The 24,187-nt window shown below is 73.9% G+C and carries 19 protein-coding genes and 1 riboswitch; of the genes, 8 read left to right on the top strand and 11 right to left on the bottom strand.

The window, feature by feature from the left end; genetic code table 11:
- Positions 1 to 366 precede the first annotated feature (366 nt).
- Positions 367 to 1,416, top strand: coding sequence for a septation protein SepH (gene sepH, locus ACIQR3_RS24080; RefSeq protein WP_403542231.1), 1,050 nt, complete (start codon positions 367 to 369; stop codon positions 1,414 to 1,416).
- Positions 1,417 to 1,479: 63 nt separating this feature from the next.
- On the opposite strand, the gene ACIQR3_RS24075 is transcribed toward sepH, so the two are convergent.
- Positions 1,480 to 2,331 carry a sulfurtransferase gene (locus ACIQR3_RS24075; protein WP_403542228.1) on the bottom strand — a complete coding sequence of 284 codons (852 nt, stop codon included), beginning with the start codon at positions 2,329 to 2,331 and terminating at the stop codon, positions 1,480 to 1,482.
- A gap of 237 nt (positions 2,332 to 2,568) precedes the next feature.
- On the opposite strand from ACIQR3_RS24075, the gene ACIQR3_RS24070 reads away from it, so the two are divergent.
- A complete protein-coding gene (locus tag ACIQR3_RS24070) occupies positions 2,569 to 3,375 on the top strand; it encodes a VOC family protein (protein ID WP_403542225.1) in 807 nt (268 codons plus the stop codon).
- A 154-nt stretch (positions 3,376 to 3,529) separates the two neighbouring features.
- Here ACIQR3_RS24070 and ACIQR3_RS24065 read toward each other — a convergent pair whose 3' ends face one another.
- Entirely contained in the window at positions 3,530 to 3,733 is a 204-nt protein-coding gene (locus tag ACIQR3_RS24065) for a hypothetical protein (protein WP_403542223.1), read from the bottom strand.
- Between the two features lie 127 nt (positions 3,734 to 3,860).
- On the opposite strand from ACIQR3_RS24065, the gene ACIQR3_RS24060 reads away from it, so the two are divergent.
- Complete coding sequence (locus ACIQR3_RS24060) at positions 3,861 to 4,616, top strand: TIGR03619 family F420-dependent LLM class oxidoreductase (RefSeq protein ID WP_403542221.1); 756 nt, start codon at positions 3,861 to 3,863, stop codon at positions 4,614 to 4,616.
- Between the two features lie 171 nt (positions 4,617 to 4,787).
- Here ACIQR3_RS24060 and ACIQR3_RS24055 read toward each other — a convergent pair whose 3' ends face one another.
- From ACIQR3_RS24055 to ACIQR3_RS24040, 4 genes are all read right to left on the bottom strand, one after another.
- Positions 4,788 to 5,438 carry a thymidine kinase gene (locus ACIQR3_RS24055; protein ID WP_403542218.1) on the bottom strand — a complete coding sequence of 217 codons (651 nt, stop codon included), beginning with the start codon at positions 5,436 to 5,438 and terminating at the stop codon, positions 4,788 to 4,790.
- 42 nt (positions 5,439 to 5,480) lie between these two features.
- Entirely contained in the window at positions 5,481 to 6,674 is a 1,194-nt protein-coding gene (locus ACIQR3_RS24050; protein ID WP_403542216.1) for an alkaline phosphatase family protein, read from the bottom strand.
- Entirely contained in the window at positions 6,674 to 7,270 is a 597-nt protein-coding gene (locus tag ACIQR3_RS24045) for a DUF5998 family protein (protein ID WP_403542213.1), read from the bottom strand. The genes ACIQR3_RS24050 and ACIQR3_RS24045 overlap by 1 nt, the downstream gene beginning before the upstream one ends.
- 189 nt (positions 7,271 to 7,459) lie before the next feature.
- Positions 7,460 to 10,327, bottom strand: coding sequence for a GNAT family N-acetyltransferase (locus ACIQR3_RS24040; RefSeq protein ID WP_403542210.1), 2,868 nt, complete (start codon positions 10,325 to 10,327; stop codon positions 7,460 to 7,462).
- A gap of 144 nt (positions 10,328 to 10,471) precedes the next feature.
- On the opposite strand from ACIQR3_RS24040, the gene ACIQR3_RS24035 reads away from it, so the two are divergent.
- Entirely contained in the window at positions 10,472 to 10,753 is a 282-nt protein-coding gene (locus tag ACIQR3_RS24035) for an HPr family phosphocarrier protein (protein WP_031075909.1), read from the top strand.
- A 206-nt stretch (positions 10,754 to 10,959) separates the two neighbouring features.
- Here the strand turns inward: ACIQR3_RS24035 and ACIQR3_RS24030 are convergent, their stop codons facing one another.
- From ACIQR3_RS24030 to ACIQR3_RS24015, 4 genes are all read right to left on the bottom strand, one after another.
- Complete coding sequence (locus tag ACIQR3_RS24030) at positions 10,960 to 11,655, bottom strand: GntR family transcriptional regulator (RefSeq protein ID WP_403542208.1); 696 nt, start codon at positions 11,653 to 11,655, stop codon at positions 10,960 to 10,962.
- 184 nt (positions 11,656 to 11,839) lie between these two features.
- Positions 11,840 to 12,604 carry a M23 family metallopeptidase gene (locus tag ACIQR3_RS24025; protein ID WP_403542205.1) on the bottom strand — a complete coding sequence of 255 codons (765 nt, stop codon included), beginning with the start codon at positions 12,602 to 12,604 and terminating at the stop codon, positions 11,840 to 11,842.
- Positions 12,605 to 12,616: 12 nt separating this feature from the next.
- Positions 12,617 to 12,781: riboswitch (cyclic di-AMP (ydaO/yuaA leader) on the bottom strand.
- A 223-nt stretch (positions 12,782 to 13,004) separates the two neighbouring features.
- Positions 13,005 to 14,393 (bottom strand): M16 family metallopeptidase, encoded by a 1,389-nt coding sequence (locus tag ACIQR3_RS24020; protein ID WP_403542204.1) that lies wholly within the window; start codon positions 14,391 to 14,393, stop codon positions 13,005 to 13,007.
- Positions 14,390 to 15,751 carry a M16 family metallopeptidase gene (locus ACIQR3_RS24015; RefSeq protein ID WP_403542201.1) on the bottom strand — a complete coding sequence of 454 codons (1,362 nt, stop codon included), beginning with the start codon at positions 15,749 to 15,751 and terminating at the stop codon, positions 14,390 to 14,392. Before ACIQR3_RS24015 ends, ACIQR3_RS24020 begins: the two co-directional genes overlap by 4 nt.
- Positions 15,752 to 16,272: 521 nt before the next feature.
- On the opposite strand from ACIQR3_RS24015, the gene ACIQR3_RS24010 reads away from it, so the two are divergent.
- Positions 16,273 to 18,729, top strand: coding sequence for a DNA topoisomerase (ATP-hydrolyzing) subunit A (locus ACIQR3_RS24010; protein ID WP_403542199.1), 2,457 nt, complete (start codon positions 16,273 to 16,275; stop codon positions 18,727 to 18,729).
- Here ACIQR3_RS24010 and ACIQR3_RS24005 read toward each other — a convergent pair.
- Positions 18,726 to 19,895, bottom strand: a complete 1,170-nt coding sequence (locus ACIQR3_RS24005; protein ID WP_403542196.1) for a CobW family GTP-binding protein — start codon at positions 19,893 to 19,895, stop codon at positions 18,726 to 18,728. The two genes, ACIQR3_RS24010 and ACIQR3_RS24005, sit on opposite strands and share 4 nt — an antisense overlap.
- A 527-nt stretch (positions 19,896 to 20,422) precedes the next feature.
- On the opposite strand from ACIQR3_RS24005, the gene ACIQR3_RS24000 reads away from it, so the two are divergent.
- From ACIQR3_RS24000 to ACIQR3_RS23990, 3 genes are all read left to right on the top strand, one after another.
- Positions 20,423 to 21,373 carry a sucrase ferredoxin gene (locus ACIQR3_RS24000; protein WP_403542195.1) on the top strand — a complete coding sequence of 317 codons (951 nt, stop codon included), beginning with the start codon at positions 20,423 to 20,425 and terminating at the stop codon, positions 21,371 to 21,373.
- Positions 21,374 to 21,712: 339 nt separating this feature from the next.
- On the top strand, positions 21,713 to 23,479 hold the full coding sequence (locus ACIQR3_RS23995; protein ID WP_403542193.1) for an ATP-binding protein: 1,767 nt from the start codon (positions 21,713 to 21,715) through the stop codon (positions 23,477 to 23,479).
- Entirely contained in the window at positions 23,476 to 24,156 is a 681-nt protein-coding gene (locus ACIQR3_RS23990) for a response regulator (protein WP_403542191.1), read from the top strand. The genes ACIQR3_RS23995 and ACIQR3_RS23990 overlap by 4 nt, the downstream gene beginning before the upstream one ends.
- Positions 24,157 to 24,187 lie beyond the last annotated feature (31 nt).

The raw sequence follows: 24,187 nt of genomic DNA, 5'->3' as shown, positions 1-24,187 counted from the left end.
CCACCCGAAAGGTCCAGGTACCGGGCGGGAAGGGGCCGGGCGCCCCTTCCCGGTGGAAGTCGGGCGGCGCGCCGATCCACGCGCGTGGCCCGAATGGAGTACTGTTGCGAGCCCTGGGTCCGGTCTCCCGTCAGGGGGTTCAGGGCCTGCAAGGACCGCCGGGAGGGGGCTAGTTGCACTGGGTGACTAAAGTGGTCACTTAGCGTTGCGAATAGGTAACCGTGCCATAACGGCGATCCAGGGCCCCTGCCCGACACGCCGGGCAACTCGGCAAGGTTGTGGCAGGCTGCACCCGGGCAGGCCACACTCGACAGAGCGGAAGCAGCGACGCACGTGACGTCGGCAGGCACCACCCGGGAGGTCCCCATGCCCGAACTGCGTGTCGTGGCCGTCTCGAATGACGGCACACGGCTGGTGCTGAAGGCTGCCGACGCGACGGAGTACACGCTTCCGATCGACGAGCGCCTCCGCGCCGCCGTACGCGGCGACCGTCCTCGCCTCGGCCAGATCGAGATCGAGGTGGAGAGCCATCTCCGCCCCCGCGACATCCAGGCGCGTATACGAGCGGGCGCGACCGCGGAAGAGGTCGCCCAGATGGCCGGAATCCCGGTCGACCGGGTCCGCCGGTTCGAGGGACCCGTCCTCGCCGAGCGCGCCTTCATGGCCGAACGGGCCCGCAAGACACCCGTCCGCCGCCCCGGCGAGAACTCCGGTCCGCCGCTCGGCGAGGCCGTCCAGGAGCGGCTGCTGCTGCGCGGCGCCGACAAGGACACCGTCCAGTGGGACTCCTGGCGCCGCGACGACGGCACCTGGGAAGTGCTGCTGGTCTACCTGGTCGCGGGCGAACCGCACTCGGCGAGCTGGACGTACGACCCGCCCCGGCGGCTCGTCCAGGCCGTCGACGACGAGGCGCGCGCCCTGATCGGCGAGTCCGACGACCTCGCCGCACCCGAGCCCAGCTTCCCGTTCGTGCCGCGCATCGCCCGGCTGCCACGCGACCGGCCGCTGGACCGGCCCGGCGACCGGGAGCGCGAGCGGCCAGGCCTGCCGGCGCCGTCGGCCGAGCCGGTCGCCGAGGAGGGCGAGCGCGACTCGCTGACCAGCCTGCTCGAGGCCGTGCCGAGCTTCCGGGGCGACCTGGTCGTGCCCGAGCGCCCGTCCGCCGCGCCCGAGCCCGTGGAGGAGCCGGCCGAGGAACCGGAGGCCGAGGAGCCCCCGGCCCCCGCCGCGTCGGCCGGGGCGGGATCCGCGTACGCCGATGTGCTCATGCCGCGTTCGGTGAGCAGTCACCGGGACCGGCTGGTCGGCTCCACCGACCGGCAGGCCGAGGCCGACGGGGTCCGGCCCGGGCGCCGGGCGGCGGTCCCGAGCTGGGACGAGATCGTGTTCGGGACGCGGCGCAAGAAGCAGGAGTAGCCGGGCTGCCGTACGACCCCAGGTGAGGGCCGCTCTTCAGGAGAGCGGCCCTCGCTCATGTCGTCAGCACGGGTCCGGTCCCACGGCGACCGGCCGCTCGGGGTCCGCCGACCACTCCGACCACGACCCCACGTACAGCGCGGCCGGAATGCCCGCCACCGCGAGGGCCAGCACCTCGTGCGCGGCGGAGACGCCCGACCCGCAGTACACGCCGACCTCGGTGTCCCCGGCGGCGCCCAGTTCCGCGAAGCGGGCGCGGAGTTCCCCGGCGGACCGCAGCCGCCCGTCCGCCGCGACGTTCTCGGCCGTCGGGGCCGACACCGCGCCCGGGATGTGCCCGCCGACCGGGTCGATCGGCTCGACCTCGCCCCGGTAGCGCTCCCCCGCGCGGGCGTCCAGCAGCAGGCCGGTGCGGGCCAGTTCGGCGGCGCCGTCCGCGTCGAGCAGGCCGGTGGCGGCCGGGGCCGGCTCGAAGTCGCCGGGCGTGGGCACCGGGGCGTCGGTCACGAGCGGCCCCTGCCAGGCCGGCAGTCCGCCGTCCAGGACCCGCGCGTCGGGGTGGCCGGTCCAGCGCAGCAGCCACCAGGCGCGGGCCGCCGCCCAGCCCTGCCCGCCGTCGTAGACGACGACCGGCCGCCGGGCCGACACGCCCGCCCGGCGCATCGCGGCGCCGAACTCCCCGAGATCGGGCAGCGGGTGCCGGCCACCCGGCCCGGGCGGGGCGGCGAGTTCCCGGTCCAGGTCGACGTAGACCGCGCCGGGGAGGTGACCGGCCGCGTACTCGGCACGGCCGTCGAACGGCGGCTCACCGGCCGCCTTGGCCGCGCTGAGCTGCCAGCGGACGTCGAGCAGGACCGGCGGGTCGGTGCCCGCGAGGGCGTTCGCGAGGTCGGATGCGGAGATGATGGCGTTCATGGCCACCATCCTGACGCACCGTCTGGCCGACACGTCGGTGCCGGGTTAACCTGCCCGCCGGGCAAGCTCGATCACGACGCGTACGGGGTCGGGCACAAGTTGTACAGCCGATCGGCATCCGTCAACCAGCGTGCGGAAACGGACAGCACGGCGAGAGCCGGCGCGATGCCGTACGGCCACGGGGTCCGTCAGTGCGGAAGCGACCGGCCACCGCGAGGGGCCGAGAGAAGAGCGACGATGACCGAGTCACGGGGACGGACCGGCCGCGACGGCGACCAGCGCGCCCGGCGCCCGCCCGGCACACCGTGCTGGGTGAGCCTGATGGTGCACGGACTGGACGCCACCCAGGCGTTCTACGGAGCGCTGTTCGGCTGGGAGTTCCGGCCGGGCCCCCAGCAGCTCGGCCCCTACGTACGGGCCTCGCTCGACGGACGGGAGGTGGCCGGCCTCGGACAACTGCCCCCGGACCGGCACCTGCCCGTCGCCTGGACGCCGTACCTCGCCTCCGACGACGTGGACCGGACGGCCGGTGCCGTCCGGCTGTGCGGCGGCACGATCGGCGTGGGGCCGCTGGACGCGGCCGAGGCCGGGCGGATGCTGATCGCCTCCGACCCGGCCGGCGCCGTCTTCGGCGTCTGGCAGGCCGCGGCCCACCTCGGCACGGCCGTCACCGGGGTCCCGGGCACGCCCGCCTGGAACGAGCTGATCACCTACGACGCGGCGGGCGCCGCCACGTTCTACGGGACGGTGTTCGGCCACGCGCCGAAGACGGTGTCCGCCGCCGGCCCCGGCCACGTGACCCTGCACGTCGACGGCCGGCCGGTCGCCGATGTCCGCGGCGTGGGCGACGCCCTGCCCCGGGACCGGGGGCCGCACTGGGTGACGTACTTCGAGACGGCCGACGTGGACGACGCGGTGGCGCGGGTGGCCGGTCTGGGCGGACGTGTGCTGGAGCCGGTCACGGAGGTCGCGCGGGGGCGGGTGGCGGGGGTGGCCGATCCGGAGGGGGCGCGGTTCGTGTTGCTGGAGACCGCGGCGGGGTGAGCGGGAGCCGCGCCGGGCGGGCCGCTCCTCGGGGCCCGCGCCGCCGACCGCCCGGAGGGGCTTGACGTCGACGGCGTCCTCGGGGCCCCGGGCCGTGCCGGCCGAGCAGGTGACGTCCGTCCGGCAGGCGTACCGCCCGGCCGGCGGACGGCGGCTACCGGCCGGTGAGGGTGAACCGCAGGCCCGCTTCCGTGTGTTGCGCCGGGTCTGTCCCGCCAGCCAGGCCCACCTTGCCCCGCACGCCGCCCGCCTCGAAACGGGCGACCGCCTCGGCGGCGGTCAGCTCGTCCCCCTTCGACCCCGACCGTACCTGGCAGTCCACCGGGCCGACCGCCGCGGCCCGCACGGTGACCCGCACTTGACCGGCCCCCGGTGAGGGGCGTCCGGAACGTCGGCCACCTGGGCGCCCTCCGGCCCGCCGAAGTGTTCCATCACCACTGCGCGCATCGTGCTTTTTCCCTCGTTCCCTGTCGTCCCGCATCGCTGTGAGCCGACCTACCGCAAGGTGCTGGCCGAGGAGTGCGCCCGCTGGGGCCTCGTCATCGATCGAACTGGGCACGCGCGTCGTGATCATGCCGCACCGGCATCCGGTCCAGCTCGCCCGCACTGCGGCCACGCTGGACCAGCTCTCCGGTGGCCGGTTCGTCCTCGGTGTCGGCGTGGGCTGGGCCCGGCTGGGTCACCAGGCGCTGAACGTCCCGTTCCACCGGCGCGGCCGGCTCACCGGCGAGTACCTGGCGGCCGTGCGGGAGCCGTGGACCCAGGACCGTGCCTCGTTCCAGGGCGAGACGGTCGCCTTCGACAGCGTCCACACCGCGCCGCGCCCGCACCGCCGGCCCCACCCGCCCGTCCGGGTCGGCGGCAACAGTCCGGCCGCGCTGCGCCGCTGCGCACGGTACGGCGACGCCTGGCACCCGCTGCGGCCGCAGGCGCACTGGCTCCGGCAGGCCGTGCCGGTGCTGCGGCGCCTGGCCGAGGAGGAGGGCCGGCCCGTGCCGGAGCTGTGCCCGCGCATCCAGGTCTCCGTCACCGCGGAACCCCTGGACGAGTGGCGGCGGCCCACCGGCCACGGCACGCTCGCCCAGATCCGCTCCGACGTGGCGGAGCTGGCCGGACTCGGCGCGCGGTACGTCGTCCTGGACACCGACCCGGGCGACCGACGGCTGCGTCGGACCGCCCAGCAGGACCGGCGCACCCTGCACACCCTCGCGGAGCACGTGATCGCACCGACGGCCGAGTGAAAGAGCTGGGCGGAAGGAGAAACAGGCACGCTCCCTCCGCCCCTGGCACATCCCGCTTCGGCATCACCGAGCACCTGATCACCGCCGGCCTCGGGGCGGCCACGCCATCGTGCGCCGGTGCGGGACCGCCCCGTAGGAGCGGAGCAGCGCGGCCCCTCCGGCCGACAGCGCTCAGTCGGAGGCCACCGGCAGGACGTCCGGCGAGAGCACGCCGGCGTGGGCGGAGCGGCTCGTCATACGGCGACGGTGATGGCGCCGGCACAACACCTCGTAGCCGACCTCCGCGGCGGAATCGCTCACGTCACCGACGACGACCTGCTCGCCTTCCACCACCATCTCGCCGCCCACCGTGCGGGCATTGTGCGTGGCACGCGCCCCGCACCAGCACATCGCCTCCACCTGGAGGGTCTCGACCCGGTCCGCCAGTTCGATCAGCCGCCGGGAGCCGGGGAAGAGCTTCGTGCGGAAGTCGGTGGTGATGCCGAAGGCGAAGACGTCCAGGGCCAGGTCGTCCACGACCCTGGCCAGCTGATCGATCTGCGTCGGCTCCAGGAACTGAGCCTCGTCCACGATCACGTAGTCCACCTTGCCGCCCCGCGACACCTGGTCGACGGCATAGGCGTAGAGGTCCAGCCCCGGCACCGCCTCCACCGCGTCGGTGACCAGACCGAGCCGTGAGGAGAGCTTCCCCTCCCCCGCGCGGTCGTCCCGGGTGAAGATCAGCCCCTGCAGCCCCCGCGCCGACCGGTTGTGCGCGAACTGCAGCGCCAGGGTCGACTTCCCGCAGTCCATCGTTCCGGAGAAGAAGACCAGCTCGGGCATGAGGGGGTGAGCACCTTTCGGCGGGGGGGAGGGCAGGACGGTTCAGGAGCGTACTTCGAGGAGGGGGACGAACTGCTCGGCGGGGGTCATCGAACCGTGGTTGCCGACCATCGCCGACTCGTTCGGCTCCCGGTCGGAGGCGATGAGCAGGACGTCGTCCCGGGCGGCGGCGATGACGTCGCCGATACGGCCGTACACCCGTTCCTCGACGTGCGGGCCGAACCAGCCCGCCTCGATCGCCTCGTCGCGGGAGGCCACCCAGAACTGCTCGCCGAGCACCTCGCGCCAGCAGGCGAGGACGTCGTCATGGGCGCCCGGTACGGCGTAGACGTGCCGGGCGCGGCCCTCTCCGCCGAGCAGGGCGACGCCGGCCCGCAGCTCCCAGTCGGCGTCGAAGTCGATGCGGTGCTCCTCGTCGAAGGGCACGTCGACCATGCCGTGGTCGGCGGTGACGTAGAGGGCGGTGCGCGGCGGGAGTTGCTCGGCCAGGCGCTGGACGAGCCGGTCGACGTGGGAAAGCCGGCCGCGCCAGGTGTCGGAGTCGACGCCGAAGCGGTGGCCGGCGCCGTCGACCTCCGAGTAGTACGTGTAGACGAGGGCGCGGTCGGCGGCGGCCAGCCGCTCGGCCGCCAGGTCCATGCGGTCCTCGCCGGACTCCCGGCCGAGGAAGGTGCCGCCGCTGAGCGCGACCTTGGTCAGCGGGGTGTTCTGGAAGGCCGGGGCGGAGACCTGCGCCGCGTGCACGCCCGCCGCGTGGGCGAGCTGGAAGACGGTGGGCCGGGGCTGCCAGACGTGCGGGTCGGTCCAGGGCTGCCAGCGCAGCTGGTTCATCAGCTCGCCGGTGGCCGGGTCCCGGACGGTGTAGCCGGGCAGGCCGTGGGCGCCGGGGGGCAGGCCGGTGCCGACGGAGGCGAGGGAGGTGGCGGTGGTCGCCGGGTAGCCGGCGGTGATGGGGCGGCCGGTGCCGCCGCGCGAGCTGCCGAGGAGCGAGGTCAGGAAGGGGGCGTACTCGGGGTGGGCGCGGAGCTGCTCCCAGCCGAGGCCGTCGATCAGGAAGACGCAGTTCCGGTCGGCGGGGGTCAGTTCCTCGATCGCGGCGGTCATGCCGGGGACGTCCATGCCGGCGGCGAGCGTGGGCAGCAGGTCGGCGAGGGAGCCGCTGCCGTACTCGGGGACGGGCGCGGAGTCGACGGGGAGGGGTTCGGGGTGGATGTCCCAGGCGGTGGACCGGTACATCAGTGCGCGGTGTCCGCGGTCGCCTCGGAGAGGGCCTGGGCGAAGGCGAGGGCCTGCCGCACGGTCTCCGGGCCGTCGCCGGCCTCGCTGACCCTGAGGCTGAGGTCGTCGGCGGTGGAGCTGCCGGTGTAGCCGTGGTCGGCCTCGCAGTTGGGGTCGCCGCAGGCGGCGGGCTCCAGGTCGATGCGGGCGACGGCGCCCCAGCCGATGGTCAGCACGATCTCGCGGGGCAGGGTGCCCGGCTTGTACTGCTCGGGGTTGGCGACCACCCGGCTGACGACGATGGACGAGATCCGGCCGATCTTGACGGACTCCGTGGACGTCGTGGCGTAGGGGGACGGGGAGGTGTCGTCGGCGGCCTGCTCGTCGGTGTGGCTGACGATGAAGCGGTTGCCGGTGAGGACGAGCACGGTCACGTGCCGCCGCACCTCGTTCTGGTCGAACGTCGTCTCCTGGTGGACCAGGTACGACCGGACGGGCTCGCCGCCCACGGCGGCTTCCACCGCCTCGGCCACGAGGGCCGGGTAGTAGCCGCTGCGCTCGATCGCCGCACGCAGCCCCTGGGTCGTCGTACTGGTCTTGGCCATGACGTCCATCCTACGGGGACCCACTGACTGCCCGGCACGGTCGTGGACCTCCGGGACCGCCGCGGGCCACGGGGGTGGGCCGCGGGCCGCGGGCTGTGAGCCGCAGGCCGTGAGCGGTGGCCGGTGGGCCTGTGGGCCGCAGGCCGCGGGCTGTGAGCCGCAGGCCGTGAGCGGTGGCCGGTGGGCCGCAGGCCGTGGTCAGTACGCCGGGAGCGTGCGCGGGCCCAGGTCGTCGCGGGCGGGCGGCGGCGCCAGGCGCACGGAGGCGCCGAGGACGCTGAGGCCGCGCGGGGCGACGACCACCGGTTCCAGGGAGACGGCGACGACCTCCGGGTGGTCGTCGACCAGGCGGGAGACGCGCTGGAGCAGCTCCTCCAGGGCGGCCGTGTCGACCGGGTCGGAGCCGCGCCAGCCGAAGAGGAGCGGAGCGGTACGGATCGAACGTATGAGCGATGCCGCGTCCCGGTCGGTGACCGGGATCAGCCGGTGCGCCGTGTCGCCGAGCAACTGGGTGGCGGCCCCGGCGAGCCCGAAGGAGAGCACCGCGCCGGCCGCCGGGTCGATCACGGCCCGTACGACGGTGTCGACGCCGCGCGGTGCCATGGCCTGCACCACGGGCCGCAGCTCGGCCGGGGTGCCGAACAGCCCGGTCAGCTCCTCGTACGCGCGTCGCAGTTGCTCCTCGTCGGCCAGGTCGAGGCGTACGCCGCCCAGGTCGGCCCGGTGGCGCAGGTGGGGGGCGGTGGCCTTCAGGGCGACGGGCCGGCCCAGGGCGCGCGCGGCGGCGACGGCGGCGTCGGGGGTGGGGGCGGGCAGGGCGCGGTGGACGTGGATGCCGTAGCGGCCGAGCAGCTCGCAGGTCTCCTCGCTGCCGAGGGTGAGGCCCTCGCCACGCGCGAGGAGGCGCTCGATCAGCTCGGCGGCGCCCTTCTCGTCGACGTCCTCGTACTCCGGCACCTTGCCCGGCTCGGCGGTGTCGCGGCGCCAGCGGGCGTAGGTGACGGCCTGGGCGAGGGCGCGGACGGCGCGCTCGGCGGCGGGGTAGGCGGGGATGAGGTGGGTGCCGTCCGCGGGTTTCCCGGCGGGGGCGGGGGTCTGCTCGGGCGGGACGGAGGGGGTTTCCGCCGGGGCAGGGGTGCGGTCGCCCGTCACGGGCGGGGTCGCGTGCGGGGATGCGTGCGGGTTCGTGTGCGGTGCCGTGCTCGTGGCCGCCGACAGGGCCTCCGCCAGGCCGCCCAGTTCGACGTGGACCACCAGGACGGGCTTGGCGGGGGACGCGACGGTGGCCGCACGCAGGGCCTCGGCCAGGGCGGCGTCACCGGCCGCTCCCTCGCCGAGGGCCGGGATCGCGGTCACCACCACGGCGTCGCACGCGTCGTCGGCGAGCGCCTCGGAGAGCGCCGCCCGGAAGTCCGCCGGTGACGCGGCCGTCGTCAGGTCCAGCGGGGGCAGCGGCCGCAGCCCTTCGGAGAGGCACGCGTCGTGGGTGAGCAGGCCCAGCGACTCCGAGTTGCCCAGGATCGCCACCCGCGGCCCGGCGGGCAGCGGCTGCCGGGCCAGCAGCAGACCCGCGTCGACCAGCTCGGTGATCGTGTCGACGCGGATCACGCCGGCCTGCCGCAGCAGGGCCGAGACGGTGGCGTGCGGCAGCCGGGTGGCGCGTACCGGGTGCCCCTGCGGGGCCGCGCCGCCGTGCCGGGCACCCTGCACGACGACCAGCGGCTTGACCGCCGCCGTGCGCCGCGCGAGGCGGGTGAACTTGCGCGGGTTGCCGATGGACTCCAGGTACATCAGGACGACGTCGGTGTCCGGGTCGTCGTACCAGTACTGCATGACGTCGTTGCCGGAGACGTCGGCCCGGTTGCCGGACGAGACGAAGGTCGAGACGCCGGTCACTCCCGTGACCCCGCCGCCGCGCCGGTGCAGCCGGGAGAGCAGGGCGATGCCGATGGCGCCCGACTGGGCGAACAGTCCGATCCGGCCGGGGCGCGGCATCTCGGGGGCGAGGGAGGCGTTGAGCCGCACCTCGGGCGAGGTGTTGACGACGCCGAAGGCGTTGGGGCCGATGATCCGCATGCCGTACGCGCGCGCGTGGCGCACCAGGGCGCGCTGGCGCTCACGGCCCTCGGGACCGCTCTCGGCGTACCCGGCGGAGACGACGACCAGTCCCTGCACGCCGTGCCGGCCGCACTCGGTGACGACCTCCGGGACCTGCTCGGCGGGGACGGCGACGACCGCGAGGTCCACGGTTCCGTCGATCTCCCGCACCGAGCGGTGGGCCGGCACACCGTCGAGTTCCGTCCGCTCCTCCTCGAAGGCGCGGTTCACGGCGTACAGCCGGCCGGTGAAACCGGCGTCCCTGATGTTGCCGAGGATGCCGCGGCCCACGCCGCCGGGGGTGCGGCCGGCGCCGATGACCGCGACGGAGCCGGGGGTGAGCAGCCGCCGTACGGAACGGGCCTCGGCGCGCTGTTCGCGCGCGTACTGCACGGCGAGCGAGCGGTCGGTGGGTTCGAGGCCGAACTCCAGGCGGACGACGCCGTCCTCGAAGCTGCGCTTCTGGGTGTACCCGGCGTCCGTGAACACCTTGATCATCTTGGTGTTGGCGGGGAGCACCTCGGCGGCGAAGCGGCGGATGCCGCGCTCGCGCGCGACCGCGGCGATGTGCTCCAGCAGCGCGGAGGCCACGCCGCGTCCCTGGTGGGCGTCCTGGACGAGGAAGGCGACCTCGGCCTCGTCGGCCGGGGCGTGCGCGGGCGTGCCGTCGGCGCCGATCCGGTCGTAGCGGACGGTGGCGATGAACTCGCCGCCCACCAGGGCCGCGAGCCCCACGCGGTCCACGAAGTCGTGGTGCGTGAAGCGGTGGACGTCCTTGGCGGACAGCCGGGGGTAGGGAGCGAAGAAGCGGTAGTACTTGGACTCGTCCGAGACCTGCTCGTAGAAGCTGACCAGGCGCTCGGCGTCGTCGGCGGTGATGGGGCGCACGCGCGCGGTGCCGCCGTCGCGCAGCACGACGTCCGCCTCCCAGTGGGCGGGGTACTCGTGCCGGTCCGACGCGCTCTGCATGGGGCCCAGCGTACGGCTCGGGTACGACAACGGCCCGGGGCCGTGCGGGGCGGGGAGCGGGGCGGGACGAGCGGGAACGGGCCGGTGGAACACCGTATGGAAGACTGGTCTAGACAAGCCTGCACAACTGAAGGGCAGCAACACATGGCTGAGCGCCGCGTCAACGTCGGCTGGGCCGAGGGCCTCCACGCCCGCCCCGCCTCCATCTTCGTCCGGGCCGCCACGGCCAGCGGCGTCCCGGTGACGATCGCCAAGGCCGGCGGCAACCCCGTCAACGCCGCTTCCATGCTGGCCGTTCTGGGTCTGGGCGCCCAGGGCGGCGAGGAGATCGTCCTCGCCTCGGACGCCGAGGGCGCGGACGCCGCGCTGGACCGTCTGGCGAAGCTGGTCGCCGAGGGGCTCGAGGAGCTTCCGGAGACCGTCTGAGCCGTCGCGCGCACCAAGGCGAGCCGTGCCGTCCCTCCGGGGCCGGCACGGCTTTCGCTTTTTCCGCGCCCGGCCCCCAATAGCCGGCACCCGCATCCGGGCGCCCGAAATCAGCCGCACCCCCGCAGAAAAAACAGGGGACGGCAATAAAACGGCAGCAGAAAAAGACCCCGCCGAATAACTCCTCTTTGTATACGGCGCCCGTGTTAATGCCGCAGGCTCGGCATGTTTACGGCACGTTGCGAGTTCCTCACACGCTCCGCGCGATCGGCGCCCGGGGCGAAGCGCAGGCGGTGCGCGGCCGTCGACCGCTCGGTGTGCAGCGCGGTGAGCGACCGGGCGCGTTCGCCGTCGCCCCGGGCCACCGCGTCGACGATCGCGCCGTGCTCCGCCCAGGTGTCGACCGGGCTGGCGGGCGCCTCCACGGTGTACATCCAGGCGATCCGGTGCCGCAGCTGGGTCAGCGTCGAGGTCATCGCCGCGCTGCCGGCGGCCTGGGCGAGCGTCTCGTGGAACCAGCCGCCCAGCGAGCGCAGGTCGTCGCTGTTGCCCCGCCTGGCCCGCTCCTGGCCCAGCCGTACCAGGCCGCGCAGCACTTTCAGGTGGGCCTCGGTGCGCCGCTGGGCGGCCCGGGCCGCGCCGAGCGGCTCCAGGAGCAGCCGCATCTCCAGCAGGTCGGCGGCCTCCTGTTCGGTGGGTTCGGCCACGCACGCGCCCGCGTGCCGCCGCGTCACCACGAACCCCTCGGCCTCCAGGGTCCGCAGGGCCTCGCGCACGGGGACGCGGGAGACGCCGTAGCGGCGGGCGAGGAGTTCCTCGGTGAGCCGGCTGCCGCGCTCGTAGACACCGGCGACGATGTCGTCCCGGATCGCCGTGCACACCGAGTGCGCCGGAATACGCATGACCGACCTCCGCCTTAATCCCCGTGAAACGTCGACGATTGACGCGTGTTCAGTGACTCTATTGCAATGCGCCGCGCTTTCCGAAGGGGAGCCGGTTTCCCTGGCTTTTTTTGGTCTGTTTTTGGTCACCCGCAACGCAGAAAGCCCCGGCTCGGGGAGCCGGGGCTTTCGGTGTCGCGGGGTGTCAGACGGTGACGCCGTGGGAGCGGAGGTAGGCCACGGGGTCGATGTCCGAGCCGTACTCCGCGCCGGTACGGGCCTCGAAGTGCAGGTGCGGCCCGGTGACGTTGCCGGTCGCCCCGGACAGGGCGATCTGCTGGCCCGGCGTGACCGCCTGGCCCACGGAGACGCCGATGGACGACAGGTGGCCGTACTGGGTGTACGTCCCGTCGTGCATCTTGATCACGACCTGGTAGCCGTACGCGCCGCCCCAGCCGGCCTCGACGACCGTGCCGGCGCCGACCGCGTGGACGGTGGTGCCGGAGGCGGCGTGGAAGTCGATGCCGGTGTGCGTGCCGGAGGACCACAGGCCGCTGCTGGCCTGGTAGGCGGTGGACACGTACGAGCCGCTGATGGGGGCCACGTAGGTGTTCAGGCGCTTGCGCTCGGCCTCGCGGGCGGCCCGCTCCTTGTCCTCGCGGGCCTGCTCGGCGGCCTCGGCGGCCCGCTCGCGGGCGGCCCGCTCGGCCTTCTCCCGGGCGGCGGCGTCCTCGGCGGCCTGCCGCTGGGCGGTGGCCTGGGCCTCGACCTCCTCGGCCACGGCGTCGCCGAGGGTGATGACGGGGGTGAGGCCGGTGTCCTCGGGGGACGGCTCGGCGGCGAGCGCGGGGGCCGCGAGGGTGCCGAGGACGCCGGTGGTGGTGAGGGTCGCGACACCCGCCGCGCGGACGGTGGTGCGGTGTACCCGGCCGGGACGGCGGTGCTTCCCGGTGGCGCGCGTGAACGCCATGTAGAGGCTGGTCCTTTCCTTCCCTCTCGCCTACCGGGTTAGCTGACGGGTTCGGAGCAGGAAGGTCTCCTACGGACCCCCTCGCGGTACGCGCGGGCGTCCGATTCACCCCAGGGACTGCGGTGGGTCCCCGGCTCCCCTGGCTCGCGCCGTACGGGGACTCGGCGATGACTGTCCGGTGCCGCGGGTGCGGCGCACTGCCTGACGAACAGCCTGGGAGACGCTAAGCGGGCGCCCGTTCAAGACTCAAACGCAACAGGGTTTTTGTTGCTCATCCCACAGGGCAGACAGGCAACCTTCGCCCCAATGCGTCGAATTCGGGCAAAGGGCGGCCCCGGCGACACACCGGTCACCGGGGCCTTCACGCGCGCGTGGCGCCGCTCCGCCGTCTGCTCGCCGTCTACTCGGCCGGTACGACGGTGACTTCGCCGATGCCGAGGGCCTCGACGGGCTCCTTGATCTGCGTCGCGTCGCCCACCAGGACGGTCACCAGACGGTCCACCGGGAAGGCGTTGACGACCGCCGCGGTGGCCTCGACCGTGCCGGTCGCGGCGAGCCGCTGGTACAGCGTCGCCTGGTAGTCGTCGGGCAGGTACTGCTCGACCTGGTCGGCCAGCGTGCTCGCGACGGCCGCCGCGGTCTCGTACTTCAGCGGCGCCACGCCCACCAGGTTCTGCACGGCGACGTCGCGTTCGGCGTCGGTGAGCCCGCCCTCGGCGAGCGTGCGCAGCACCTTCCACAGGTCGTCGAGGGCCGGACCGGTGTTCGGAGTGTCGACGGAGCCGCTGATGGCGAGCATCGCGGCACCCGTGCCGTCGGGCGCGGACCGCAGGACCTGGCCGAAGGCCCGGACACCGTAGGTGTAGCCCTTCTCCTCGCGCAGGACGCGGTCCAGGCGGGAGGTGAGGGTGCCGCCCAGGCAGTACGTGCCGAGCACCTGGGCGGGCCAGACGCTGTCGTGCCGGTCGGGGCCGGTACGGCCGATCAGCAGCTGGGTCTGGACGGAGCCGGGACGGTCCACGATGACGACGCGGCCGGTGTCGTCGGCGGTCACCGGGGGCACGGGCCGCGGCTCGGCGGCCGAGCCCGTCCACGAGCCGAGGGTGTCGTCGAGCAGCCCGCCGAGGTCGACGCCGGTGAAGTCGCCGACGACCACGGCGGTGGCCGTGGCGGGGCGGACGTGCTTCTCGTAGAAGGCGCGTACGGCCGCGGAGTCGATGCCGGCGACCGTCTCCTCGGTGCCCTGGCGCGGGCGGGACATCCGGGAGTCCGCCGGGAACAGTTCCTTGGACAGCTCCTTGGCGGCCCGGCGCGAGGGGTTGGCCAGCTCGTGCGGGATCTCGTCGAGGCGGTTGCGCACCAGGCGTTCGATCTCGCTGTCGGCGAACGCGGGTGCCCGCAGGGCGTCGGCGACCAGGCCGAGCGCCTTGGCGAGGCGGGAGGCGGGCACTTCGAGGCTGAGGCGGACGCCGGGGTGGTCGGCGTGCGCGTCCAGGGTGGCCCCGCAGCGCTCCAGTTCCGCGGCGAACTCCTCGGCGGAGTGCTTGTCGGTGCCCTCGGAGAAGGCGCGGGCCATGATGGTGGCGACGCCGTCGAGACCGGCCGGCTCGGCGTCCAGGGGCGCCCGCAGGAACAGTTCGACGGCGACGACCTGCTGGCCGGGGCGGTCGCAGCGCAGGACGGTGAGGCCGTTGCCGAGCGTGCCGCGCTCGGGGGCGGGGAAGGCCCAGGGCTTGGGCTCGCCCGCCTGCGGCCGGGGGTGGAAGTCCATGGTGGCGAGCTCGGTCACTTGGCCGCCTCCTCGTTCTCGTCGGTGGCGTCGTCGGTGTCCGCGTCGGCCGCGGGGGCGGTGGGCTCGTAGACGAGCACCGCGCGGTTGTCGGGGCGCAGGCGGGCCTTGGCGACCTCCTGGACCTCCTCCGCCGTGACCTCCAGGACGCGCTGTACGGCGGTCAGGGCGAGCTGCGGGTCGCCGAACAGGACGGCGTAGCGGCACAGTTCGTCGGCGCGGCCGGCGACCGTGCCGAGCCGGTCCAGCCACTCGCGCTCCAGCTGGGCCTGGGCCCGCTCCATCTCCTCCGCGGTGGGGCCGTCCTCGGCGAACCGGGCCAGCTCCTCGTCGATGGCGGCCTCGATGACCGGCACCTCGACGTCACCGGAGGTCTTCACGTCCAGCCAGCCGAGCGAGGGGGCGCCGGCCAGGCGCAGCAGGCCGAAGCCGGCCGCGACGGCCGTGCGGTCGCGGCGCACCAGGCGGTTGTAGAGGCGGGAGGACTCGCCGCCGCCGAGGACGGTGAGGGCCAGGTCGGCGGCGTCGCACGCGCGCGTGCCGTCGTGCGGCAGGCGGTAGGCGGCCATCAGGGCGCGGGCCGGCACCTCCTCCTCGACGACCTCGCGCAGCTGCCCGCCCATGACCTCGGGCAGCGCGCCGTCCCGGGGGGCGGGCTTGCCGTCGTGGGAGGCGATGGAACCGAAGTACTTCTCGATCCAGGCGAGCGTCTGCTCGGGGTCGATGTCGCCGACCACGGACAGCACCGCGTTGTTGGGCGCGTAGTAGGTGCGGAAGAACGCGCGGGCGTCCTCCAGCGTGGCCGCGTCCAGGTCGGCCATGGAGCCGATCGGCGTGTGGTGGTAGGGGTGGCCCTCCGGGTAGGCAAGGGCGGTCAGCTTCTCGAACGCGGTGCCGTAGGGCACGTTGTCGTAGCGCTGGCGGCGCTCGTTCTTGACGACGTCCCGCTGGTTCTCCATCGACTCGTCGTCGAGGGCGGCGAGCAGGGAGCCCATGCGGTCGGCCTCCAGCCAGAGGGCGAGCTCCAGCTGGTGGGCGGGCATGGTCTCGAAGTAGTTGGTGCGCTCGAAGCTGGTGGTGCCGTTGAGGGAGCCGCCGGCGCCCTGCACCAGTTCGAAGTGGCCGTTGCCCTTGACCTGTGCGGAGCCCTGGAACATCAGGTGCTCGAAGAGGTGAGCCAGACCGGTACGGCCCTTGACCTCGTGGCGCGAGCCGACGTCGTACCAGAGGCACACCGCCGCGACCGGGGTCAGGTGGTCCTCGGAGAGCACCACGCGCAGGCCGTTGGCCAAGCGGTACTCGGTCGCTGTCAGCCCGCCGGAGCCTGCCTCGGCTGTGGCCGTGTGACCCATGGGCATGTACGTCCCTTCGATCGCGGAAACCTTGGACGGAATCCTCGGTCCCGGCCGTATCAGTGGTCGGAACTGCGGAATTCCTATCGGTCCTGCCACTGTATGCAAGCGCGCGGGCCACTGGAGAAGTTCCCGGCTCCGGTACGCCGAGAGCGAGCAGCCCCCGCGGGGGTGACGGGCGGGAACTGCGGGCAGGCACGGGCGCGGATGCGAGGCAGGGATTGCGAACGGGCACGGGCAGCGGTCGCCGGCGGGTGAGCGCCCCGGCGCGCACCCCGGCGGTCACCGGCCCGGTGCTCGTGATGACGCGCGCCGGGGACCAGGAGGCCGCTGCGAAGCGGCTCGGCGGGTGCCGCCGACGGCGAGCACCGGCACGCGCGCGTGAGGCCGCCCGAGGCGAGGGCGTACCCTGCGGGCAGCACCGGGCCGGGCGCCCGCGACGGGTCCTGGTCGGTCGCTGTCAGTGCCGCAGTCCACAATGGACCGCGTCAGATCACCGTTCACGCTTCAGCGAGGAGCCGGCAGCGATGGCCCGCCGTAGTACGAAGACCCCGCCGCCCGACGACCCGTACGAGGAGAAGATCCTCGACATCGACGTCGTCGACGAGATGCAGGGCTCATTCCTTGAGTACGCGTACTCGGTCATCTACTCCCGTGCCCTGCCGGACGCACGCGACGGACTCAAGCCGGTGCACCGCCGCATCGTCTACCAGATGAACGAGATGGGCCTCAGGCCCGAGCGCGGATACGTGAAGTGCGCCCGCGTCGTCGGCGAGGTGATGGGCAAGCTGCACCCGCACGGCGACGCGTCGATCTACGACGCCCTGGTCCGCATGGCCCAGCCGTTCTCGATGCGCGTCCCCCTGGTCGACGGCCACGGCAACTTCGGCTCACTGGGCAACGACGACCCGCCCGCCGCCATGCGCTACACCGAGTGCCGGATGGCCGAGGCGGCCGGGCTGATGACGGAGTCGATCGACGAGGACACCGTCGACTTCGCCCCCAACTACGACGGCCAGGAGCAGGAGCCGCAGGCGCTGCCCGCCGCCTTCCCCAACCTGCTGGTCAACGGCGCCTCCGGCATCGCCGTCGGCATGGCCACCAACATGCCCCCGCACAACCTGCGCGAGGTCATCGCCGCCGCCCGGCACCTCATCAGGTATCCGAACGCCGACCTCGAAGCCCTGATGAAGCACGTCCCGGGTCCCGACCTGCCCACCGGCGGTGTGATCGTCGGGCTGCCGGGCGTCCGGGACGCGTACGCGTCGGGCCGCGGCACGTTCAAGATCCGCGCGACGGTGACCGTGGAGACGGTGACGGCCCGCCGCAAGGGCCTGGTCGTCACCGAGCTGCCGTTCGCGGTCGGTCCGGAGAAGGTGATCGCCAAGATCAAGGACCTGGTCGGCGCGAAGAAGCTCCAGGGCATCGCGGACGTCAAGGACCTCACCGACCGCGAGCACGGGCTGCGCCTGGTCATCGAGATCAAGAACGGCTTCGTGCCGGAGGCCGTCCTGGAGCAGCTCTACAAGCTGACGCCGATGGAGGAGTCCTTCGGTATCAACAACGTCGCCCTGGTGGACGGCCAGCCCCTCACCCTGGGCCTGAAGGAGCTGCTGGAGGTCTATCTCGACCACCGCTTCGACGTCGTACGGCGGCGCAGCGAGTTCCGCCGCGGCAAGCGGCGCGACCGGCTGCACCTGGTCGAGGGCCTGCTCATCGCGCTGATCGACATCGACGAGGTCATCCGCCTCATCCGCTCCAGCGAGAACTCCGCGCAGGCCAAGGAGCGCCTGATCGAGCGCTTCGGGCTGAGCGACGTGCAGACCCAGTACATCCTGGACACGCCGCTGCGCCGGCTCACCAAGTTCGACCGCATCGAGCTGGAGGCCGAGAAGGACCGGCTCAACGCGGAGATCGAGGAGCTGACCCGCATCCTCGACTCCGACCAGGAGCTGCGCAAGCTGGTCTCGGCGGAACTGGCGGCGGTGGCCAAGAAGTTCGGCACCGACCGCCGGACCGTGCTGCTGGAGTCGGCGGCCGCCCCCGTGGCCGCCGTGCCGCTCCAGGTGGCGGACGACCCGTGCCGGGTGCTGCTCTCCTCCACCGGGCTGCTGGCCCGTACCGCGAACGGCGAGCCGTTCGCCTCGGGAGGCGGCGGCAAGCGCGTCAAGCACGACCTGATCGTCTCGGCGGTGCCCGCCACGGCCCGCGGCGAGGTGGGCGTGGTGACGTCCGCCGGGCGTCTGCTGCGGATCAACGTGGTCGACCTGCCGCAGCTGCCGGAGGAGATGGCCACGCCCAACCTGGCGGGCGGCGCGCCGCTGGCGGAGTTCGTCTCCCTGGAGGACGACGAGACGGTGGTCTGCCTGACCACCCTCGACGAGTCCTCGCCGGGCCTCGCGCTCGGCACGGAGCAGGGCGTCGTCAAGCGGGTGGTGCCCGACTACCCGGGCAACAAGGAGGAACTGGAGGTCATCACCCTCAAGGAGGGCGACCGGATCGTCGGCGCGGTCGAGCTGCGCACCGGCGAGGAGGACCTGGTCTTCATCACCGACGACGCCCAACTGCTGCGCTACCAGGCCTCGCAGGTCCGTCCGCAGGGCCGTCCGGCGGGCGGCGTGGCCGGCGTCAAGCTCACCGACGGCGCGAAGGTCATCTCGTTCACGGCGGTCGACCCGGCGGCGGACGCGGTGGTCTTCACCGTGGCCGGCTCGCGGGGGACGCTGGACGACTCCGTGCAGACCACGGCCAAGCTGACACCGTTCGACCAGTATCCGCGCAAGGGCCGGGCCACGGGCGGCGTGCGCTGCCAGCGGTTCCTGAAGGGCGAGGACTGCCTGGCCCTGGCCTGGGCGGGTCCCGCGCCGGCCCGGGCCGCGCAGAAGAACGGCACACCGGCCGAGCTGCCGGAGATCGACCCGCGCCGCGACGGATCGGGCGTGTCGCTGCCGAAGACGGTGGCGGTGGTGGCCGGACCGGCCTAGACGACGCAGTCCGGATCCGGGCCCACCCCGCCGTCGGGGCCCGGGTCCGGGTCTGGATCCGGCTCTTCCCCGTCGTCGGGGTCCTGCTCCTCCGGGCCCTGTACGTAGCGCAGGACGCCCCACATGCCGTGCTCGTCGGCGTGCGGGGCGTGGCTCGCGCACTCCTGGAGTTCCTTGGTGAGGGCGGGGGCGTCGATGCCGGAGCCGATCAGGACGAGCTGGGTCAGCCGTTCGGCGCCGTGCCCCGCACCGGGACCGCCACCGGTGGGCGGCCAGGGCTCCGGGTAGAAGCGCAGGAAGCGCCCGACGGCGTGCACGAGGTAGCGGTTGCGCGGGTCGTACGGACCGAAGTCGACGTACCCCTTGATCCGGTACAGGCCCTCGGGCCGGCTGTCGAGGAACCGCATCAGGCGCCGCGGGTCCAGCGGGACGTCGGAGACGAACGACAGGCTGTCGTAGGCGCTGTGCAGATGGTCGGCGTGGCCGCCGGTCCGGGCGTGGTCGTGCAGGTCGTCGAAGGACAGCTGCCCCACGCGCTCCTCGGCCGGCCGGCAGTCGAAGAGGAACTCGGGGTCGACGCGGCCGTAGGTGGCCGGGACGACGGCGGCCCGGTCGGTGAGCGAGCCGACCAGGTCGAGCACCCGCTCGCCGCCGTCCGGCGCCCGGTCGAGCTTGTTGACCACGACCAGGTCGGCGAGGGCCAGATGCCGGTCGATCTCGGGGTGCCGGGCCCGCGTCCCGTCGAACTCGGCGGCGTCGACCACCTCGACCAGACCGCCGTAGACGATCCCGTGCAGTTCGCTGGCGAGCAGCATGCGCACCAGTTCCTGGGGTTCGGCGAGGCCACTGGCTTCGATGACGATGACGTCGACGCCGGTCTCCGGCCGGGCGAGCCGTGCCAGGTAGACGTCGAGTTCACCGGGGTCGACGGCACAGCACAGACAGCCGTTGCCGAGCGAGACGGTGGAGTCCCCGAGTGCGCCGGCCACCGCCATCGCGTCGATCTCGATGGCGCCGAAGTCATTGACGATCGCGCCGATGCGACTGCCCCCGGAGCGGTGCAGCAGGTGGTTGAGGAGTGTGGTCTTTCCGGAACCGAGGAATCCGGCGAGGATGACCACCGGGATCTGCGGGGCCGGGACCCGCGGGGTCGGACTCTGCCCCAAGGTGCTGCCTCTCTGACGTCTGCCGGGCCGTGTGCCACCCCAGAATACGAGTCCCGGTAACGCCTCGGAGTGAACGATGGTCAGCAGCGCACGCGGGGCAGACGTCGGAGAAAGCGCCGCCGCGTGCGCCCCCGCTTCCCTCCGTGCGCCGCCCATCGCTCGCCGGGCCCCGTCACCCGCCCCGCACGCGACGACCGGTGGACGGTCGCCTGATACGGGGGGGGTGAGGCAACTGGACCTCCACGCCAGGCAACTGGAACTGGAGGAACCGGCCCTCCGGCGCAAATCCGCACCGGGTCGGGCTCCCGGACCGAGGGGAGCTGTACGCGGCGCTGCGGGACTCGCGGACACCAGCAGCGCAGGCTCGACGCTCCACCGATGAGGCCTGGCGCCGGAACACTGCACCAGGCCACACGCGTGTCCGGGAGCGGCGCGCACGCTCCGCGTCCACTGCGGCGTCACTCCACCGGCGGCTGTTCGAGTGCGGCGAGAAGTCGTCGCACTCAACTCAGGTTAGGCTCACCTCTGTGAGTAGGTGCTCAACCGTCTCCCAGGACCTCGACGAGCCCGTTTCGGGAACCGCGGCGACCGCCCGGACCTGGCTGCTGCTGGAGCAGCCCGGCCCGTGGGGTGCCAAGGCGCTCACATCGAGCCACCTGGATCCCGCCCTGGGCCGTGCCCTGGAGAAGGCCACGCGCGGCACGGGCGTGCGGATCGCGCTCATCCGCCGCCCCGGGCGCCACGCGGACCCCGGCGCGTCCGCCGAGCGACGGGTCTACACGGCTCACACCGCGCCGGGGAACACCTGGCTGCGCGCCGCCACGGTCGCCGACCCCGCCCGCCTGCTCGACCTGGACTTCGCCGCGCTCGGCCGGGGCGACCACCGTGGTTTCGACACCGTGCTCCAGGGCGGGCCGCACACCGGCGACCCGCTCGTCCTCGTCTGCACCAACGGCAAGCGCGACCGGTGCTGTGCGCTGCTGGGCCGGCCGCTGGCCGCGGAACTCGCCGCCGCCGGCACCGAGGGCGTCTGGGAGGTCACCCATCTGGGCGGCCACCGGTTCTCGCCGACCGTGCTGGTCCTGCCGTACGGATACGCGTACGGCAGGGTCGACGCGCGGGCGGTCGGGGAGGTCCTGCGGGGCGTGCGGGAGAGGCGGATCGTCCTCGCGGGGTGCCGTGGCAGCTCGGCCTGGGAGCGGCCCGGGCAGGCCGCCGAGCTGGCCGTCCGCGCGGCGGTCGGCGAGTACGCGGCCGAGACGCTCAGCGTCGTGCGTACCGACGGTGCGGCACCGGGCTGGCAGGTGACCGTGGCCCACGCCGACGGACGGCACTGGCGGGTCACGGTGGCCCAGGGCGCGTCGCTGCCGCCGCGCCCGGAGAGCTGCGGGGCGTCGGTCCTCGGCTCACCGGCGCGGATGGAGGTCACCGGCATCCGTGAACTGGCGGTGGCGACGGCAGTGGCACTCGCCGGCTGACCGCCTGCGGCGCTTCGACCGGTGCCGCCGGGCGTCTGCCGGGGGCTTCGGTGCGCTGGGCTCCTCCCGGGGCTTCGGTGCCGCCGGGACCTCCCGGGGGCTCGGTGCCGCTGACCGGCTGCCGGGGCTTCGGCGCCGCCGGGCCCCTCCCGGGGCTTCGGTGCCGCTGACCGGCTGCCGGGGCTTGGGTGGCACCGGGACCTCCCGGGCTTCGGTGCCACCGGGACTTCCCGGGGCTTTGACGCGACTGATCGCCCCCCTCCTCCACACCCGCGCTTGCGGTAGATCCGCGTCACACCGTCTTCGGCTGGGTGCCCGCACCACGTACCGTCGAGGGCCATGAGCCCCACTCCTCCCCCGCGCCGCCTGCGCCTCGGTCTGCCACGGCGGGTGTTCTCCCAGGTGCTGCTGATGCAGCTGGCGATCGCCGCCGGAGTCGCGGTGCTGGCCACCGGGCTGTTCCTCGCGCCGCTCAGTGATCAGCTGGACGACCAGGCGATGCGCCGGGCCCTGGCCATCGCGCAGACGACCGCGCAGCAGCCGCAGCTCGCGGCGGAGCTGCGGAGCACCCCCGCGACGGCGGACGGTCCGGTGCAGCGGGAGGCGGAACGGGTCCGGAAGGCCACCGGGGCGGAGTACGTCGTGGTGCTGGACCGGCGGGGCGTGCGCTGGTCGCACCCCGATCCGGACCGGATCGGCGCGGCCGTGTCCACCGATCCGGGCGAGGCCCTGGCCGGGCACGAGGTGATGGAGATCGACGAGGGCACCCTGGGCCGCTCGGCCCGCGGCAAGGTGCCGCTGCGCGACGGTGACGGCGACATCGTCGGGGCGGTCTCGGTCGGGATCGCCTACGACAGTGTCCGGGCCCGTCTGCTGCACGCCGTCCCCGGGTTGTTCGCGTACGCCGGGGGCGCGCTGGCGGTCGGCGCGCTGGCCGCCTGGCTGATCGCGCGCCGGGTCCAGCGGCAGACCCGTGACCTCGCCTTCTCCGACATCTCGGCGCTGCTCTCGGAGCGCGAGGCGATGCTGCACGGCATCCGGGAGGGCGTCGTCGCCCTGGACCGCGCCGGCCGTGTCCGCCTCCTCAACGACGAGGCGCGGCGCCTGCTGGACCTCGGTGACGAGGCCGTGGGCCGGACCCCCGGCGAGGCGCTCGGCGCGGGCCGTACGGCCGATGTGCTGGCCGGCCGGGTGACCGGCACCGACCTGCTCACCGTGCGCGGCCCGCGCGTGCTGGTCGCCAACCGGATGCCCACCGGCGACGGCGGCGCCGTGGCCACCCTGCGCGACCGCACCGAACTGGAGCAGCTCGGCCGGGAACTGGACTCCACGCGCGGCCTGATCGACGCCCTGCGCGCCCAGGACCACGAGCACGCCAACCGCATGCACACCCTGCTGGGACTGCTCGAACTGGAGATGTACGACGACGCCGCGGAGTTCGTCGGCGAGGTGGTCGGCAACCACCGGGCCACCGCGGAACAGATCACCGAGCGGATCACCGACCCGCTGCTCGCCGCGCTGCTGGTCGGCAAGGCGACCGTCGCGGCCGAGCGCGGCGTCACCCTGTGGGTGTCGGACCGGACGCGGCTGCCGGACCGGCTGATCGACCCCAGGGGCCTCGTCACGGTCGTCGGCAACCTGGTCGACAACGCCGTCGACGCCGCCGCGGGCACCCGGCACGCGCGCGTGGAGGTGGAACTGCGGGGCGAGGGGCGTACGGCGGTGCTGCGCGTGCGCGACACGGGTCCGGGTGTGCCGGCCTCGCAACGCGAGGTGGTGTTCACGGAGGGCTGGTCGACCAAGGAGCCGCCGGCGCACCGCCGGCGGGGGATCGGGCTCTCCCTGGTCCGGACGTTCGCCGAGCGGCAGGGCGGCAGCGCGGTGGCCGGTGAGGCTCCCGGCGGGGGCGCCGAGTTCACGGTCGTCCTGCCCGAGGCACTGGCCGAGCCCGGCCCCGCGGCAACCGCCACCGACCCCGGCCTCACGGCAGCCGCCACCGACCCCGCTCCCGCGGCAGCCGCCTCCGTGCCCTCGCCCCGGCCGGACGTCACCGTGCCCTCGCCCCGGCCGGACGCCGGGGCCGACGGCGAGGAGGAGTCACGATGATCGAGGTCCTGGTCGTGGACGACGACACCCGCGTCGCACGCGTGAACGCCGCCTACGTCGAGAAAGTGCCGGGCTTCCACGTGGCCGCCCAGGCACACAGCGCGGCCGATGCCCTGCGGCGGCTGGAGACCCTGCCCCGTCTCGACCTCGTGCTCATGGACCACTACCTGCCGGACCGGACCGGTCTGACGGTCGTCCAGGAGATGCGCCGGCGCGGCCACCAGACCGACGTGATCATGGTGACGGCCGCCCGGGACCGGGCGACCGTACAGGCGGCGATGCGCCAAGGCGCGCTGCAGTACCTGGTCAAGCCGTTCGCCTTCGCGGGCCTGCGCGTCAAGCTGGAGGCGTACGCAGAGCTGCGCCGCGCCCTGGACGACGGCGGGGAGGCCGAACAGGCCGAGGTGGACCGGATGTTCGGGGCCCTGTCGGCCTCGTCGGAGCCCGGGCTGCCCAAGGGCCACTCCCCCACCACCGCGGAGCTGGTGCGCCAGTGCCTGATGCGGGCCGAGGGGTCTCTGTCGGCCCAGGAGATCGCCGAGCGGACCGGCGTGAGCCGGCAGACCGCCCAGCGCTATCTGAAGCTTCTGGAGCGCACGGGACGGGCCAGACTGACCCTGAGATACGGCGACGCCGGCCGCCCGGAACACCGGTACGTGTGGGCGACCCACATCTGAGGCCCACCTGGCCACGTCACGTCCCGAGCAC

The organism is Streptomyces sp. NPDC090994 (assembly GCF_044768905.1).
In the GTDB taxonomy this organism is placed as follows: Bacteria; Actinomycetota; Actinomycetes; order Streptomycetales; family Streptomycetaceae; genus Streptomyces.
The sequence above is the reverse complement of the archived record's forward strand: the minus strand, read 5'-3'. Positions and strand labels throughout refer to the sequence as shown.